Origin of the sequence: Paenibacillus vini (genome assembly GCF_018403325.1) — a bacterium.
Lineage (GTDB): Bacteria > Bacillota > Bacilli > Paenibacillales > Paenibacillaceae > Fontibacillus > Fontibacillus vini.
Genome location: NZ_BOSL01000004.1, coordinates 126,594 through 143,908, shown reverse-complemented (window position 1 = coordinate 143,908; position 17,315 = coordinate 126,594). Strand labels below are relative to the sequence as shown.

Here is a 17,315-nt window from a genome sequence, read left to right as displayed (position 1 = left end):
TCACGTACCTCATGTACGCTCCGCTACTCAGTCCCTAGCTTCATCCAACCTTCTTGGTCCTGAAAACCTGTCTTTTTGAACTCGCACTTTTAGGTATAATGGCCTGCTCGGCCTATAAAAGAAGGAGACTGTATATGATTACTTACGTTTGCCTGGCTATTTTGTTTCTTTTTGTCATTGCAAAATCAATCATATATTGGAGACGCAATAAGAATTCGATTGCGCCCGAAGAGCTGGACCGCAGGCTGGTACTCCAAATAAACCGGGATAGTGATAACCATGGACAATAAGATTCCTGTACAAATTAAACCTACTATTAAAACGAAATATGTATATGAAAAGTTAAGAATATGCAACAATTGCCATCGCTATACGATTTTACGCGAAGATAACTGTACGTTCTGTGGGAAGCCCGGTCTTCTTCCCCTGCGTGAAAAGGCTGCTGCAACCGTACGCCGCACCATGCGCAATGAAAGGCTGGCCGCGATACTGATCACCCTGATCAGTATCTTCTTCGGCAGAAGCTTTCAAGAGATGGCGATTGGGCTGGCCGGAGGGGTCATTCTGACCGGGTGTCTCTGGTTTGTTCAGCACAGGCTGCTTCCGCGGGCCGTTTCCCGGGAAATAGCCCGAATGTTCCTGCACGATCGTCAAAGAATAGCGGACGGACTCATCGCTAATCTGGACCGGGCCGTCGAAACGGGCAAAGAAGATAAAGCCCGCTCTTATGAAATGCTGCGGGAAATCGCCGCGCTGGTCCATGATGACACCATCCGGTCGCTGCAAATCATACTGCTGCAATCTTTTGTGCTTCGTAAGGATATGGAGCTGGAATTGGAGCCGTTGCTGCAAAGCCGATTTGATCCTGATCTTGCCCGCTATATCGGCGAATTAGCAAAAATCAAACGCGAGCTGATCAAAGACAGGACCTTTCGCTACATATTAAAATATGAACATGAAATTGCCTCCTTGGAACGCGGAGAAGACATTCTTGCCGGGGTGGCCGGAGCCGCCGTAAGGTTGAAACGTTACGTCCTGAGCTACTCCGACTTCATTTCGCGGTATGCGCGCCTGCTTCCCAAAGAGCGATTCTTGCGCCTTTACCGGGTCATAGCCACAAATCCAAACGAGCCGTGGACTTCCCTGGCGGATGAGGTTTACCGGATTTACAATGAGAAATACCAATGGGATGCCGATTTTCAGCAAATAACACCAAGGAGCATTTCCTTATGATGATTCGTAGATTGGTCTCTCTGCAAAGCCTGCTTCTTGCATCATGTGCCGTTATGCTGATTCTTATCGGTCTCAAGGGTTATGGAATTTCGCAAAAGATGGCCTGGTTTGACGAGGCCGAGCGCCTCTATGCGGAGAAGGATTTAATCCAGGCCGAAACCTGGTATTTGAAAGCCCGAAACAACACCTCTATAGACTATAGGGAGGACATCATCTCGGCTCGTCTGAAAGAGCTGGCTCCGATTACGGATATGAAACGGCAGCTGGCGGAGTTAAGCTCGCAAGGAGCTAAGGCCACTTCCAAAGGCGATTTCGATAAGCTTATGGATGTCTATGCGAAGTTATCCCTGCTTCGCAACACCTATTATACGGGGAACGGGCCTTATAGCGAAAATTACCGTGAAATTTCGAAATCGAACAACGTTTCCGAGAAGTTCGTCTCCTATTTCGCCCAGTTCAAGGACCGGTTCTACGCGGATATGGATCACAATCTGGATACCGGCGATTATTCGAATGAATCCTTTAAATGGAATCTGCTCCGGATCCCTTCCAACTTTTACGGGGACAGCTCCAAGCAAATCAGCGAATTAAGCGCCAAATTCAAAACCTACGACGCAAGAAGAATCAAAGCCACCGCGTCCAAGGGCCTTTATGACACTTTATTCGCTGAAGCAAAGGATATGCTGGACGCCTACAAAAGCCATCAGTTTGAAGCGCCATGGATCACAAGCACAACGAAAGAGCTTATTGGAAGCCTGCTGGAATACGATCTGAAAGAAGAAAACTATGCCGCCTTCGCCAAGCATGCCAAACAATACAAGGAATTCGCAAACCAAGCCGACCCCGGGTCGTCGCTGACGGAATATGCGGAGGGCCAAATTGCGCGATTGATGAAAAAAGCCAAGAAAATGGCGGCACAAGGGGAGTATCAGGAGGCCATTAATCTCTATAATGCACTGAGTGGTTACCAGGATACCGGCGAAGCCGTGGATCAGGTCAAGCTGGCCTGGATGGCTGCAGAACCGTCCCAACTGCTCCCTATTCGAAGTGAGGGGGACAGCTATCAACACGTAAGCGGGGGTACTGACGCTTACGGCTCCAAGATATATGTCACGGCAGCCGATGAGACAAACCGGATTTATTTCGGCAGAATGAACGCCCAGGAACAAGTTCAGGTGCTCAGCAATACGGATATAACTTCAAATGCGACCATCCGGCAGCTGTCCATTGAACGTAAATTAAGCAACAAAGAGACCCCTGTCCTTCTCGTTGAAGCCGATTCCGCAAGCAGGAACGCGCTTTATGCGTTGTTTGAAGTTCAGGATGACCGGATTGAGCTGATCCTGTGGGTTGAAGCGGACAATCTGACCATCAACCCGGATGGCAGCCTCCTTGTAGAGAATCCCGCAGGATCGGGCGAGGGACAAATCGCCATTTACGAACGGTCAGGCTCCTACTATGAGTTTACCGGCGTCAAGACCGTTATCCCGGAGATTGCCCCTGAAGATATCGCTCAATATCCGCAGAAAAAGGTACGCTTCACGTGCACGATCTCCGCGCCGGGCGAATTCGAAACTACGGCATGGGCCGGAGACAATTATATCGTGCTGACAGGTGACTTCCAATTCTCGGAGGGACCCGCTGTTATTACCGGTACGTTTGTTGAATATAAGGACATCATGATCAATGAGGACCTGCTAAACGTTCCCGTAGTTCAAGTGGATTCCGTTGAGCCATCTACGTTGCCCTGACTCTTTCGGGATAGTGACCTTGGCTCCATTTTCGATTTCAGATAGGCCGTGAACTTGAATTCAATGTAATGATAGGACAGATGCGATATCAGGACCGACAGCGCTAACGATAACAGCGCGTAGATTCCGAAGGAAACCGCATTTGTCCCTATCATAGCGGCGAATTTGGGCACGGCTATTTTTAATGGAAACATGACCATCGTATGCCACATGTACAGACTGAAGCTGATCCTTCCCAAGTAGCGCATCACACTCGTTCGCAGAAACCGGGACAGCAGCCCATACTCCATAAGGATAGGGATAAACAGCAAGAAGCTCAGCACAAGCGCGGCCCAAATCGGAACCTTTAACGTATAGTAGGACAGATAGATTGCAGCCAACAGAATTACGCCATTGAAATAAAACGCTTTGACGGGTTTCCAGTGGCTCTTTATCTGTGCCTGGCTGAAATACGCCGCGACACCTACGGCAAAGAAGGAGAAGTCTCTGCGATAATAAATAATGATCATCGCAGCGGCAGCGACCACGACATACAGAATGCCCTTCCGAACCCCGGGCAACTTGGAACTGCGGTAGATTAACCAAGCCAATCCAGCAATAATATAGAAGAATAACTCGTAACTCAGTGACCAGGCAACGATCTGAGCGATCGGAAGCGGGAACATGCCGGGCAGCAGAAGAGCGTTGGATAAGAAATGAAACACGTATTGCCCCGGTCCGATTCCGTCCATCCATTTATAACCGATCACCGGTCCGACCGCGAATATAATAAGATGAATCGTTATAAATACGGGATAAATGCGCAGCAGCCGGTTGACGGCAAACTCCCGGAACGACTTTTTATTCAACAGGCTTTGGGTGATCAAGTATCCGCTGATTACGAAGAACAGGTTTACTGATATGGGCCCGGCCTCATTGATCATATAAAGAAAATTTTCCTTGGGAATCTCGGGAATGTATCCCTCGATCACGGCGGAAATATAGATATGATAGATCACAACCGACAGGGCAAGCAGTCCGCGCAGTCCCATCAGCGTATAATTCATCTTCTTCACGAATCTTTATCCCCTTTGCCAAAAACGGTCAAATCCTCTCACTCTACTTAATCACAGGATGGCTATCTAGTCCACTGGCGGACCAACCGCAGCCCGTCTATATGCAAAAAGACACCCTTCCGGGTGCCTCCTTCGCTAAATAACTACTTGTTTACAGTCTCTTGGCAAATTGATTCAGCCGTTCGGACATTTGTTGAATTTCCTCAATAAACGAAGACATGTGCTGGGCAGACTCCGCTTGTTCTTCCACCACTTGGTTGATCCGGTCGATGGATTTCCCCATTTCGGCCGTAACCTCCCTGAATTCCTTTAAAATGCCCTGTATGACTCTGGTGGAGGAAACCGTCTCATTGGACAGCTTTCGGATCTCCCCCGCTACAATGCCGAACCCTCTTCCTTTATCCCCGGCATGTGCTGCCTCAATCGAGGCGTTAAGCCCGAGCAAATTCGTCTGATCTCCGACGGCTTTTACGATGGAGACGACTTCATCCGTCTTGTTGACCTGTTCCTCGGTCGCCCGTGCGAGGGCGAGGAGCTGATGAGTAAAGCCCGCCAAGTCATTTGAACCGCTCGCCATGCGGGACAGCCTGGCGTTTGCCTGGGTCAGCGAGTCCGCGATTTGATCGGAAATGTCCCGGAGTTCGCTCTGCTTGCGCAGTTGGACCGCAATACCGCCGATAACATGGCCTTCATGGTCATGCAGCGGGGTAGCCGTCCCCGTAAATTCAAATCCGTAAAAATCGGCAGGCACTTCTGCCTTCAGGCTTATATTGTTTTTGATTGCGTTCGTCAGCGGTTCATCGGGATGCAATAACTGGTCGACCTTGATTTGCAGGTCGATATTCTCCCCCGGCCAATAAGCGACGAACTTGTCCAGATCGCAAATCGCGATCGACAAATCCATCGGAACGGCCTCCTTGATAACAGGTATGATTGCCATGAAGTCTTCCAGCGTTCTCTCTTTATCCATTTCCAAACCCCATTCTTCGAATATTGCAATGAATTATATCACAATATACGCCCTGCTAAAGTAGTTCTACCAGCTCATAACATCTTTCCTTGGTAATCCGGGCTTTGGCGGAAAGCAGCTGCAAGGCCTCCATCGTCCCGCCCTTATATTCTGCCGCTTCCTTCTCGGCGGTTTCGTCTCTCTCCGTAATCCACTCACGCTGCTCCTGCTTCAAGACTGCCATATCCTTCTCGGAAAGCCGGTCTTCCAGTTCACCATAAATTTCGTTCAGGGCCGCATCCCACCGTTTATAGGTTTCATCGGCGGCCTGGGTCATCGAAACGGTGGTCCCCTCCTCGTTCAGCTCCTCCACATCCGCAAGCCCCTTCTCGACCTCATCCAGCTTTTTCGTATATTCAGACCGCAATGATTCGCTTTTGGTTGATTGGTCAGCTTCATTCGATGGCTGGTTCCCGTTCTTTTGCTGATCATCCTCAGAAGTTGCAGGCTCCTTTGTTACTCCGTTCTGGTTCGTCTGCCCGTTCTGACTCGGCGGTGCGCTTTCAGTCTCTTTGTCCGAATTCCCATTTCCACATCCCGCCAAAATACTGCACGCCAGCAAGCTTAAGATCAGTATTTTCCTCATCATTCTCCACCCATTCTTTTTGAATTTTTCTAATATAAGGTAAAACGAATATACAGCCGGGATTGTTGCGATATCATTGACAGCCTTTCCGGAACGGCCTGTATAATAAGAAGGCTTAGCCGAAGTATCAATAAAGAAAAACGGTATCTTTTCATCTAACCGACAAGGAGAATTACTAAGTTATGTGGTTTCTATTCGCTTTACTGACCGCCCTCGCTTGGGGAGGCGCAGATTTGTTCTACAAGAAAGGCAGCGACTCCCGCGACCGGTTCAGCCATATCAAAATCGTCATCATGGTCGGACTCGTCATGGGGATTCATGCCACAGGGTATATGCTGTTTAAGGGAATTACGCTGGATCCGGCCGACCTGCTTCGTTATTTGCCCGTATCGGTCCTTTACATCTTATCGATGACGATCGGGTATATCGGGCTCCGTTATCTTGAATTGTCCATCGCATCCCCTGTCCAGAACTCCTCCGGGGCTGTCACCACGATTCTGCTGTTTCTGTTTTTTACCCATTCGTTAAATACGCTGGAGGTCACGGGCATAGTCATTATTACCCTCGGCGTGATCGGTTTAGCAGTTTTGGAAAAAAGAGCGGAACAAATCGCGCTTCAAGCCAGCTCGACCAAGATCGACCCGAAATATCAAATCGGCATGATGGCGATCCTATTTCCGGTTCTATACGCTCTGATCGATGGGCTCGGCACGTTTGCCGACGGGATATATCTCGATGAACTGAGCCTGATCAGCGAGGATGCGGCCCTGCTTTCCTACGAATTCACTTTTTTCGCCTGCGCTGTTCTAGCCTTCATCTATCTCCGGTTTGTGAAAAAACAGCGGTTCAATCTGTTCCAGGAGCGCGTCAAAGGCTATGCAGCCGTATTTGAAACGATCGGTCAATTCTTCTATGTATTCGCCATGTCCAGCAACGCCATCATTGCCGCGCCGCTGATTACTTCTTACAGTATCTTTTCCGTCATTCTGTCCCGGATTTTCCTGAAGGAACGACTGAACAAGGCGCAGTACGCCGTCGTTATAGCGGTCATTATCGGCATCGCCCTGCTCGGAATTGCGGATGAATTGTAATATACTGGAGACGAGAGGTGATTGAGAGATGAATAGAATCGGTCCTGATCCGAATGCCATTTTTCCTAACCCAAGCATGAAAAGAATTTGCTATATCAAAAATGTGATCACCAGGTCTAACATCAGTATCGGCGACTATACGTATTATGACGATCCCGATGGTGCGGATCAATTTGAATCCCACGTTACTCATCATTATGAGTTTTTGGGCGATAAGCTGGTGATCGGCAAGTTTTGCGCCATCGCCAAGGGCATCGAATTCGTCATGAATGGCGCCAATCATCGGATGAACTCCGTAACTACGTACCCTTTTAATATTATGGGCGAAGGCTGGGAGACCGTCCCGGTCTCATTGGACCAGTTTCCCTTCAAAGGAGATACCGTGATTGGGAATGACGTATGGATCGGTCAAAATGTGACGATCATGCCGGGAGTCCATATCGGTGACGGCGCCATCATCGCAGCCAATTCCCTGGTGGCCAAGGATATCCCCGCTTACCATATCGCGGGCGGTAATCCGTGCCGGATTATTAAGAAGCGGTTTGACGATGAGCTCATATCGTATCTTGAACAGCTAAAATGGTGGGATTGGCCTGCAGACAAAATTTTCGATAACCTGGAGATTCTGTGCAGCTCTGACCTTGAAATGATTAAAAACGTGAAGTAGAGAACGAAAAACAATTCGACGTTCAAACCCTGCTGCGCAACCTAAAAATCTGCACAAAAAAAGAGCTTCACCCTTTTGGGGCGGGAAGCTCTTTTATCGTTTTGAAGATCTTGCGCGACGTCTGTTACCGGGCCCGTTCTTGACTTACGTCATTGTAAAATTTGATCGAGTAGATGGCACAAATCCCGACAATAACATAAACGATCCGGGATAATGTGGAGGTTTGCCCACCGAAGATGCCAGCCACCAGGTCATATTCAAAGAGGCCGATCAATAACCAGTTAAGTCCGCCCACAATCAGTAAAGTGAGTGCAATCGCATTTAGTGTTTTCATTTCAGCCACTCCTCAGATAAGAGTTTTTCATTAAAAAAATGCCCTTTTCCATCCAACTTTATACATCCGGTCTTGTGACAAAATAGGAAACATGAAATTCTGAATCCAGCCATTCCGCTCCGGATGTGAAGGAGACGCTCTATTTTGATATACTCACAATACAGAAACCTCTATGTAATAGAATTTAAGAAATGAGGAAGAAAATGCGGGGCAATCACATGGATGATAATGAGGGGGCTATTCTGGAACCGTCACTTTCGGAATGGCATGAACTGTTCAATTTATGCGCAAATGCTGTAGATGATAAAACGATTACCGTACGGTATGTAGAAAACGTCTTGAAAGCGATCCGGAGCGTTAAGCCGGAGCTCAAGCCCGGCTTGGGACTTATTTATGATCTGAATGCCGCTCTTTACTGTCTTAAGCTGTTAATTTTACCTGCCAAGTCAACCTCCACTACTTATCATGCCAATTTTATGGGCTATTACAATTCGGTGGCCGTAAAGGAAATGCAAGATTCCATCGGGCTAATCCTTGGTGAACCACTACCTCTCGGGCCTGAACAACAAGGATGGACAGTTGTCTTACAGACACTGGACTTTATACGCAATGAAATGCTGAATGCACAGCAGGATCAGATTTTCGGAGAACCTTATTATCAACTCTGGCAAGCCTGGATTGTGCCAAATATAAAAGATAAAAATGTTTTCTTGCGCGAATTGGAGCTATTGGAGCAAGCGGGGAAACAACCCGGTTCAAGTGTGCATCAAAAAGCGCTAATTCGGGCCCAATGCTGGATGTACTACCGCTTATCCGATGATCGGATGGCTCTGGAGCTACTCAAACAGGCGCAGGAGAATACGAAGGATTATTATGTTTTCATTCTGAATATTCTGGGCTTAATGCTGATGGAACAAGACTGGACCCGGTTATTGGAATGGCTTATTACGGTCGGACCTCTGCTGGGAAGCCGATACAAAGACGTCATGGACAGTTATGCAGGCTACTGGAGCAAGACGGTAGAACAGCTTCCGGAATGTGAGGAACGGATGTGGAGCACGCTCAGAGAGATGCTCCCTTATTCCGAGCGTATTTACGAACAGCTTATGATCGAGCTGGGACAATGGAGGCAGTGGATGGATTTGCAGCTTTCCAATAATGTCGATCCTCTCGCTATTCGTGCAACCGATCTGAAGCCCCTGGAGAAAAATGCTCCTGAGGTATTGCTGCCTTTTTATCATCAGGCTGTAGAGAGATATGTGCTCGAGAAGAATAGAGGCAGCTACAAGAAGGCTGTAAGGCTGTTGAAGCGGCTCTCCAAGCTGTATACCAAAATGAAGCTTACCGCGCGATGGGAGCAATTTATCGACTCCTTTACCGACAAGCACAGTCGTCTTCGTGCTTTACAGGAAGAGCTGAGGAAAGGAAAACTAATACCATGACCCGATTCAAACAAGCTATATCCATCGGTATCCAGTTGAGCGAACATGGGGATGCGTTATTTTTCGGTACGGTAAACGACCGAAATTTCGTATCCGGACTATCTTTGAAGCACCACCTGTTCGCCTGGCACGAGGAGTCTTATTACGGGACGGAGTTGGAAATCTCCCAAATCCAAGATATCGAAATCGTACTGCTCCCGGCCGAGCAGGTCATCCCTTTCCTGGCGAATTGCGAACTGCTCCGGCATATCAACTGGACCTGGCAGCCGCAGGCCCAGCCACTCCGTCAAATAGCTCCCCTGCTGGCCGTCTGTCTGGAGGAGAAAGCCTATATCCCCAGCTATACAGCGGCTAAATCGGGTAAACTGGCGTGGGAATGGGACTTGAGTGCGTCCGCCCAAGCAGAACTGGACGCGATCAACTATGACGAGATAGATCCGGATTTTATAGATAGAGTGCGCGCCGCCTTCTCCGCTTCCGTTTTCTATCGTTATTACGGCACTCAAGAAGCCGCTGCCGATTTGCGCCGGGATTACCCGCTGTTGTTCAGCAAAGAACGCATGTCCGCAGGAAGCGATGAACAGAGCTGGCTTATTGACATCGGCTGGAAGCCGGATACTTCCCCCTTCCGTCCGTTGCTGCAGCTGCTTGAACCCGGAATGGAACCGGAAACCGAATCGGAAACCGAATTTGATCCATCGGCTGACGAGGACTGGCGACTTCAGCTTGTTCTGCAGGACAAGCTAAATCCTGCGCTGCTCGTGCCCATAAGGCTCGGCACTGACGGCCGATGCTTCGGCACTTGGCCCGAGACGTGGTCAGAATACGTCCGCAGCCGCTCCGCCAATTGGCTGGACCGCTTGCAAGCCTGCCTGCCGGAGGCCTATTTCTCAGCAGCGACTGCCGCCGGCGATGTCTTTGCGGAACCGCTGAACGACCGGGCGGCCTGGCAGTTTCTGACCGAAGACAGCCGGCGGCTGCTGGACGCCGGCTGGCAGGTGCTGCTTCCTTCCTGGTGGGAAGCAGCCAGCCGCACCAAGCCGCGAGTGCGGGCCAAAATCTCAGCGGGTGCCGGCGGCAGCAAATCCGGCGGCGGGGAATCGCTGTTCGGGCTGAATTCGCTCATCGACTTCGATTGGCGGATCGCGATTGGCGATGCCGATCTGACCGAAGCCGAATTCGCCGAGCTGGCGGCCCGCAACGAAAGACTTGTCCGCTTCCGCGGACAATGGATTCCGCTCGACCCCCGGCTGCTCGCACAAATTCGCAAAGCCATGGCACGGGTCGACTCCTCGCGGGGAATGTCCTTTCAAGAGGTGCTCCAGCTTCATTTGCTGGGTGGAACCGAAGGTGCGGCAGACCGTCTGGACCCGCTGACTGGTACGGACGATTTCGCAGGACAAATCCGACTTGAAGTGGAATTGAACAAGCACTTGAACCAGCTCATCCGACAATTGGGCCAACAATCGGAATTGCCCAAGCCCGAGCTGCCGGCCGGACTGCGGGCGGAGCTGCGTCCTTATCAGCATGAGGGATTCGGCTGGCTTGTCCTGCTGGAGCGTTTCGGCCTCGGGGCCTGCCTCGCCGATGATATGGGACTCGGCAAAACGGTGCAGCTCATCGCCTATCTCCTTCACTTAAAGGAGCGGCAAGGCGAAGAATCCGGACAGCCGTCTCTGATCATATGCCCTACCTCTGTGCTGGGGAACTGGCAGAAGGAGCTCAACCGCTTTGCACCATCACTGCGCGTGATGCTCCACTATGGCGGAAGACGTCTGGACGGCGATTCTTTCCGCGAGGCTGCGGACCATGCCGATGTGATCCTCACCTCCTATGCTACCGCCGCGCTGGATCAGGAGTTATTGAAGGAATATGCTTGGGGAACGATTTGTCTGGACGAAGCCCAGAACATTAAAAATGCGCAAACGAAGCAATCCTCCGCCGTCCGCAGTTTTCCGGCCAGACACCGGATTGCGCTCACCGGCACGCCGATCGAGAACCGGCTTTCGGAGCTGTGGTCTATTTACGACTTCATCAGTCCCGGCTTCCTGGGTAGTGCATCGGCTTTTCAACAACATTTTGTTCAAGCCATTGAGAGGGAGCACAATGAACAACGTACGGCCGATCTGCAGAAGCTCATCAAGCCGTTCCTGCTCCGCCGCAAGAAGAGAGACCCGCACATTCAACTTGATCTTCCGGACAAGAACGAGATGAAAATGTACGTGAATCTAACCGCCGAACAAGGGGCCCTCTATGATCAGACGGTAAATCAATTGATGGAACGCATGCAGAAGCTGGAGGGAATCGAGCGCAAGGGAGCTATTTTAGCAGCGCTCACTCAATTAAAGCAGCTTTGCGACCATCCTGTGTTGATGACCAAGGAGCCCATCCCTTCGCCGGAAGATTCCTCGAAGGACGGAAAGGATTTGGAGGCGCTCATCAGCCGTTCCTCCAAGCTGGAGCGTTTGCTGGAAATGGTCAAGGAATTGCGGGAAGAAGGAGAACAGTGCCTTATTTTTACGCAGTATGTAGGGATGGGACAGATGATGCAGCGAGTGCTTGAGCAGGTACTCCAAGAGCCTGTTCTCTATCTGAACGGCAGTACGCCGAAATCCGCCCGGGATAAAATGATCGAGCAGTTCCAAGCGCCGATTGAGACGGGAAGCGCCCAGGCCGGCACCAAAAAGCCGTGCGTCTTCGTTCTTTCCTTGAAAGCCGGCGGTGTCGGCCTGAACCTCACGGCGGCCAATCACGTGTTCCACTTTGACCGCTGGTGGAATCCGGCAGTAGAGAACCAGGCGACCGACCGGGCTTACCGCATCGGGCAAACCCGCGACGTACAGGTGCATAAATTTATTTCGCTGGGCACGCTTGAAGAACGCATCGATGAAATGCTGGAAAGCAAGCAGCAGCTCAGCGACAACGTCATCGCAAGCTCCGAGGGCTGGATCACCGAGCTTTCGACCGAGGAGCTGAGGGACCTGTTTTCACTCCGGAAAGAGTGGGTCGGCCAAGATTAGGGAGGGCTCTGTGAGAACTCCCGGCTTTCCTCTTCCCTTTTCTACCTCACCACGAAACTACTCAATACTATTTACCAAAGAAGTAAAATCAAGTATGTTCATATAGAAAAGTTAACGGGGGTGTTATATGAGATATAAAGGAGCAGCCTTGGGTGTCCTATTGCTATTAGGAATTTCAGCGTTTTTCCTCTTCCCTAAAAATACTCACAAAGATCTGATCCTCATCCAAGAGACGGAGCACGGCCTTTTTTACAGCCCTACTAACGATTCCGAAACCACTCAGATGATCGACATTTTAGCCCTCGAATTCGACGCACACTACACGCGCCTGTCAACGATGTTCCATTTTGAATCGGAACGCAAACTCCCTGTTCATGTGTACCCGGATTACGAAGCATTCCGTAAAATGATCGGCCGCGATACGGAAGGCACCTATGATGCAAGAGACAAAACGATTAAAGTGTACACTCCGGTGAACCTCGAAAATCCGAATACCCGAAAAGCTTTTACCGATCAAATTACGCATGAACTCGTTCACGCTGTCATCCAGCAGGTCAACCCGAAGGTCGGGCGTACAAAGTGGCTTGATGAGGGGACCGCCTATTATGCGTCCAATCAATTTGAAGCCGAGTTTGAATCTAAGCTCCTGTTCGGTTCCGCCTTTTTAGATTTTCCGGATCTGGAGCAGTTTCAGCGGTCTGACTATTTCAATAAGGCTGGGGGAGCAGCCTACTTTTACAGCGGCACCTTGATCGATTACATCATTGATGAATACGGGATAGACGCGCTTAATGAAATCATCCGCAAACCTAATCGAATGGAGAAAATTCTGAATACGTCTCTCGAAGAATTGTATGCTGAGTGGAAATCCCGGCTGCAGAATCCAGAAGACTAACGGCTTCAAGGACTCTTCCCACATAAAAGACTCCTTAAGAAAAAGCCGGAATCCTGGGATCCCGGCTTTTCTTAAATTATAGAACGCAACCATTGCCGATTGTACGTCCAGATTACCTCAAATGCTATTCGCTCTCCACGTACTTAATGCCGTCGCCCTGAAAAAACTTGTCTTTGTATGAATACTCAATTTCTAGTTGGCCGGATGAAAGCGCCGGAGAGAACCATAAAGGTATAATCGCGTACAGTTTATCATTTCGAACCTCGTACCGGAAATATTGACCATATGCCGGGCTTTCATACCAATAAGGCTTGTCGGACTTAAAATCCTCTTCTGGAATACCATGCGGAATGGCCAGCTCTTTATGATCAATCTGGATGCTGGCCCCCTCTTTCGTAACTTTTCCCGGCACGACATGTTTTAAAGTATAGGTTTGCCAGTCCTCCAGAGGGATCTCCGAGAATTCCTCGCTATCGAAAATATATGCATTTTCCTCTTTAAATCCTGTTCCGTAACCCGTCGTTAAAATGATCAATAATTCGTCCTTGCCGTCCTGATTCAGATCCTGAAGATAAACCTGAGGGGCATAGGATGGATTGCCGACATTATACCAGAAAGGAAAGTTGCGGGTTATCTCACCAAGGGTTATCCGCATTCCCCAGTATCCGCCGTCCGATTTTTTACCCCATATTTTGACCTTCTGAGTTCCCTTCACATATTCGGTCAATAGGTCTTCCCGATCAACGATATTGACCTCTGACTTCTGAGCATTCCATTGAACCTCTTTACCCAGAGCCTCGGCTGTCGTTCTTATGGGGACCATAACCCTTCCGTTCACGAAGCTTGGAGCTTCCTTCGAGCCGATCTTAGATCCGTTTACCAGCAAAGTGATGGGATTCTGAGCAAATACGGTGGCCGCTGTGCCGACGAGTATACCTGTAGTAAGTGTGAGGATAAGCGTTAGCTTTTTGTTCTTTTTCATAGACACAATTTCTCCTGGTAGGGGATATTTGGTGATTTTGCTATTTACCTCTACCTATTATACATCGATTTAGGGCGTGCGATAGGAAAATACCATATATATCACCCTTCTAAAAGTCTTAATCTAATAAGAAAAGCACCGACCAAGGTCAGTGCTTCTCGATATTAACTTAACCATCCGGTAAAAGAACAACAGGAACTGCCTGCCCAATCTTACTTCCGGCGGCGGCCCTTCGTCATACGGTTATAGGTCACCAACGCCGCAATAATCATGGCGACAAACCCGATATCGCCCGCCAAGCCGCGCTCTAGTCCGAACAAAATGCAGAGGTTCGTCACCAGCGTATTCGTCAACAACGCAGTTGCAATCAACAAAACCGGTCGCCAAACATTATATCCTCTCAAATGTACTACCCCTTCGCTTAGGTATTCTTCTAGGACAATTTGAACTCGATCCAGCCGATTTGCAAGCCCGGCTTGACGAAATCAAGCGTCAGCTCGTAGAGACCCGCTTCCAGCTCGACTTTTACGAGCCGTTGCCGGAACCATTTGCCTTCGGTCCCGTTCGTTTGGACGGTAGTCATTAATTGGCCGTTCAACATGATATTGCAAGCGCTCTGAGCCAAGTAGTCGTCCGGGGACATCATGTTCACCGTAATCCAATATTGACCTGCTTCGTCTGCCCGAATGAACGTCGATCCATTAGCAACCGGTTCAACCTGTGCTTGACGGGACAGCTCTTGCACCTGTGCCGGCTCTGAAGAAAGACTTGCCGCCTTGAATTGCTGAACCGTTGCATGAAGAACCTGCTTTCTGGAGAATACAGGTGCATTCATGAGGAACCGGCAAATATTCATCGCGTTCCGCTGCAGTTCACCACGGGTCAGAGTTCCGTTCTCGAGAGACGCCAGCGTATTGTCGTCATAAGCGTTGATTTCTGCGCCGTAATTGCTGACAACCATATAGAGATCGTTTTGGGCACGAACCATGAAGTTCGTAAACTTCCGGTCGGCCGGACCTCCATTAGCGACATCATTCATTACAGCCCACCAGTCGGTCATGACGATGCCATCAAAGCCCCATTCCCCGCGCAGAATGGTGGTGTTGAGATCATAGTTCGACGCGGACCAGTGCCCGTTGATCGGATTGTAAGCCGTCATGATCGAATTGGCTCCGCCTTGCTTAACCGCCATTTCAAAGCCCTTCAGATAAATTTCCCGCAGCGCGCGCTCGGATACGACCGAATCCACTTTACTGCGGTATTTCTCCTGGTTATTGCAGGCAAAGTGCTTCAACGTAGCGTTAGAGCCGCCCTTCATGATGCCGCGCGTACAAGCCGACGCGAATACACCGGTAACCAACGGGTCTTCGGAGAAGTATTCGAAGTTCCGTCCGTTCAGAGGACTGCGCCGGATATTAAGACCCGGTCCGAGCAAGGTGTCGATCTCGTTTCTGAGCAGTTCTTTGCCTTCCAGGACGTAAAGCTCTTCAACGAGCTCCACATTCCAGGTAGCAGCCAGCAAAGTGCCTATAGCAACTTGAGTTGCCTTCTCTCCGCTGTCCATCCGGATGCCGGACGGACCGTCCGCCGTACAACCAACCGGAATTCCGTAGTTGAACAGCCGGTCGCTAACACCGCCAAAAGCTGAAGCCGTACCGGAGGTGACAAGCGGGCTGACCATTCCCTCGCCCCGCACGAGTACCGCCAAATCATGATCGCTGAGTTGAGCGATAAAGGTCTCCAGGCTGACTTTTCCGTCCGAAACATCCCGAAGCGTATAACCCTGATCCCCGGTTTGCTCCAAGGTCTCTGGAAGACGGCTTTGAATCCGGTCCGCCAACGAGATCTTGCGCGTCGGAACCTCTTCATAGGTGAGCTCGTACGAACCGTCCGCCTTTTGCGTACCCGGTCTCATCCGGGAGTAGCTCTCGATCGGTGCTAGCGCTTCTTCCATCTGCTCCACGACTTGCAGCGACTCCACATGGTACCCGCTTTGTCCATCCACGCCGATCTGCACCAGGTCCTTCACACTACCGCCTACATAGAGATGATAAACTCCGGCTTCCAGCACAAAGGCGGAACGATGCCCCGTTACGCCGCCGTCATCGTAAGAAGCCAAAGAACGTACCGGGAAGCTTAGCGTAAGGCGCTGCGATTCACCCGGCTGAAGCTCGTTCGTCTTGCCGAAAGCGGCGAGAACTTTGGACGGCTTGCCCAGTTTGCCTTGCGGTGCTTCCACATACACCTGAACGACCTCTTTACCGGAGAACCGGGTCCCGGTATTTTGCACGTTTACGCCGATTTCCAAATACGCTTCCCCTTCCCGGGAGACCACTTTAGCCTCTTCGGAATCGAGCTTAAACTGCGTATATGAAAGACCGAAACCGAATTCGAAATGAACCCGATCCGGGCAGAAAGTTTCGAAATACCGGTATCCTACATAAATATCTTCCTGGTATAAGTTCTTGAACTCATTGCCGTAATTCCGGGTCGACGGATAATCCTCAATGGAATAAGCGATCGTATCGGTTAATTTCCCGCTCGGCGTCACTTCTCCAACAAGCACATCCGCAATTGCGTTGCCGCCCTCCATACCGCCATGCCAAGCATAAATCACGCTCGAAATCGGATTCGCATATCCTGCGTCGTCCAACCAGCTCATATCGATAATGTTGGAAACATTCAAAACAACGATCGTTTGTTCAAAATAGGAAGTTACCATGCTCAGCATAGCCTTCTCATCATCCGTTAAACGATAACTTCCCGGCGCATCGGCATTATCCTGATCTTCGCCCGCGGTGCGTCCGATAACGATAATCGCCTTGTCCGATTGGCGCCGGGCCGATTGCACCAGTTCATCGGTCAAAGGCATTTCCTTCTGATGCCATGGTTCGGCAGCCCAGCCGCCTCCGCCGTTGTCGAACGGATTTTGCTCAATCCATTTTTCATAGACGGCCGCTACGTCTTCGTTGACCTTAATCTGCCCTTTGCTCCGGAGTCCGTCAAGCAGGTTCGTGGTATAAGCCACATGGACGCTGCCGCCCGATCCTGTACCGCTCCGGTAATAGTTGACCTGGGTCCGGCCAAAAATTACAACGTTTTCTTGATTTTGAAGCGGAAGAACTTGTCCGTCATTTTTCAACAACACGGCACCTTCCGCAGCTACTTTTCTGCTGAACTCGGCAAAGCCTTCTAATGGAATTCCCAGTTTCTTTGTAGTCAATTTGTTCTCTCCTTATGTCGTTAAAAA

Annotated in this window: 14 protein-coding genes; 7 read left to right on the top strand and 7 right to left on the bottom strand. The window is 50.0% G+C overall.

Features of this window, described 5'->3' with window-relative positions; genetic code table 11:
• Positions 1–279 precede the first annotated feature (279 nt).
• Positions 280–1,233 carry a hypothetical protein gene (locus KJS57_RS08285; protein WP_244861449.1) on the top strand — a complete coding sequence of 318 codons (954 nt, stop codon included), beginning with the start codon at positions 280–282 and terminating at the stop codon, positions 1,231–1,233.
• The gene (locus tag KJS57_RS08280) at positions 1,230–2,984 is read left to right on the top strand and encodes a hypothetical protein (protein WP_213654387.1); all 1,755 of its coding nucleotides are present in this window, start codon (positions 1,230–1,232) and stop codon (positions 2,982–2,984) included. Before KJS57_RS08285 ends, KJS57_RS08280 begins: the two co-directional genes overlap by 4 nt.
• Here KJS57_RS08280 and KJS57_RS08275 read toward each other — a convergent pair.
• The 3 genes from KJS57_RS08275 to KJS57_RS08265 all read right to left on the bottom strand — a co-directional run bounded on the left by KJS57_RS08275 (position 2,948) and on the right by KJS57_RS08265 (position 5,634).
• The gene (locus tag KJS57_RS08275) at positions 2,948–4,030 is read right to left on the bottom strand and encodes an acyltransferase family protein (RefSeq protein WP_244861461.1); all 1,083 of its coding nucleotides are present in this window, start codon (positions 4,028–4,030) and stop codon (positions 2,948–2,950) included. The two genes, KJS57_RS08280 and KJS57_RS08275, sit on opposite strands and share 37 nt — an antisense overlap.
• 160 nt (positions 4,031–4,190) lie before the next feature.
• On the bottom strand, positions 4,191–5,009 hold the full coding sequence (locus tag KJS57_RS08270) for a methyl-accepting chemotaxis protein (RefSeq protein ID WP_211022395.1): 819 nt from the start codon (positions 5,007–5,009) through the stop codon (positions 4,191–4,193).
• A gap of 55 nt (positions 5,010–5,064) precedes the next feature.
• Positions 5,065–5,634, bottom strand: coding sequence for a lysozyme inhibitor LprI family protein (locus KJS57_RS08265; RefSeq protein ID WP_213654385.1), 570 nt, complete (start codon positions 5,632–5,634; stop codon positions 5,065–5,067).
• A 182-nt stretch (positions 5,635–5,816) separates the two neighbouring features.
• Here KJS57_RS08265 and KJS57_RS08260 point away from each other — a divergent pair, with 182 nt between their 5' ends.
• Both KJS57_RS08260 and KJS57_RS08255 read left to right on the top strand, forming a co-directional pair.
• Positions 5,817–6,725: a DMT family transporter gene (locus tag KJS57_RS08260; RefSeq protein ID WP_213654384.1), complete on the top strand. Its 909-nt coding sequence runs from the start codon at positions 5,817–5,819 to the stop codon at positions 6,723–6,725.
• Between the two features lie 28 nt (positions 6,726–6,753).
• Positions 6,754–7,392: a Vat family streptogramin A O-acetyltransferase gene (locus tag KJS57_RS08255; protein ID WP_213654383.1), complete on the top strand. Its 639-nt coding sequence runs from the start codon at positions 6,754–6,756 to the stop codon at positions 7,390–7,392.
• A gap of 124 nt (positions 7,393–7,516) precedes the next feature.
• Here KJS57_RS08255 and KJS57_RS08250 read toward each other — a convergent pair whose 3' ends face one another.
• Positions 7,517–7,726 (bottom strand): DUF378 domain-containing protein, encoded by a 210-nt coding sequence (locus KJS57_RS08250; protein ID WP_211022400.1) that lies wholly within the window; start codon positions 7,724–7,726, stop codon positions 7,517–7,519.
• Between the two features lie 218 nt (positions 7,727–7,944).
• On the opposite strand from KJS57_RS08250, the gene KJS57_RS08245 reads away from it, so the two are divergent.
• The 3 genes from KJS57_RS08245 to KJS57_RS08235 all read left to right on the top strand — a co-directional run bounded on the left by KJS57_RS08245 (position 7,945) and on the right by KJS57_RS08235 (position 13,083).
• A complete protein-coding gene (locus KJS57_RS08245) occupies positions 7,945–9,168 on the top strand; it encodes a hypothetical protein (RefSeq protein ID WP_213654382.1) in 1,224 nt (407 codons plus the stop codon).
• Positions 9,165–12,188, top strand: a complete 3,024-nt coding sequence (locus KJS57_RS08240) for a DEAD/DEAH box helicase (RefSeq protein WP_213654380.1) — start codon at positions 9,165–9,167, stop codon at positions 12,186–12,188. The genes KJS57_RS08245 and KJS57_RS08240 overlap by 4 nt, the downstream gene beginning before the upstream one ends.
• A gap of 127 nt (positions 12,189–12,315) precedes the next feature.
• Positions 12,316–13,083, top strand: a complete 768-nt coding sequence (locus KJS57_RS08235) for a gluzincin family metallopeptidase (RefSeq protein WP_213654379.1) — start codon at positions 12,316–12,318, stop codon at positions 13,081–13,083.
• A 124-nt stretch (positions 13,084–13,207) separates the two neighbouring features.
• Here KJS57_RS08235 and KJS57_RS08230 read toward each other — a convergent pair whose 3' ends face one another.
• The 3 genes from KJS57_RS08230 to KJS57_RS08220 all read right to left on the bottom strand — a co-directional run bounded on the left by KJS57_RS08230 (position 13,208) and on the right by KJS57_RS08220 (position 17,288).
• Positions 13,208–14,065, bottom strand: a complete 858-nt coding sequence (locus KJS57_RS08230; RefSeq protein ID WP_211022404.1) for a stalk domain-containing protein — start codon at positions 14,063–14,065, stop codon at positions 13,208–13,210.
• A 212-nt stretch (positions 14,066–14,277) separates the two neighbouring features.
• Positions 14,278–14,469, bottom strand: coding sequence for a hypothetical protein (locus KJS57_RS08225; RefSeq protein WP_211022405.1), 192 nt, complete (start codon positions 14,467–14,469; stop codon positions 14,278–14,280).
• Between the two features lie 29 nt (positions 14,470–14,498).
• Positions 14,499–17,288, bottom strand: a complete 2,790-nt coding sequence (locus KJS57_RS08220; protein WP_213654378.1) for a glycoside hydrolase family 3 protein — start codon at positions 17,286–17,288, stop codon at positions 14,499–14,501.
• Between the last annotated feature and the right edge of the window lie 27 nt (positions 17,289–17,315).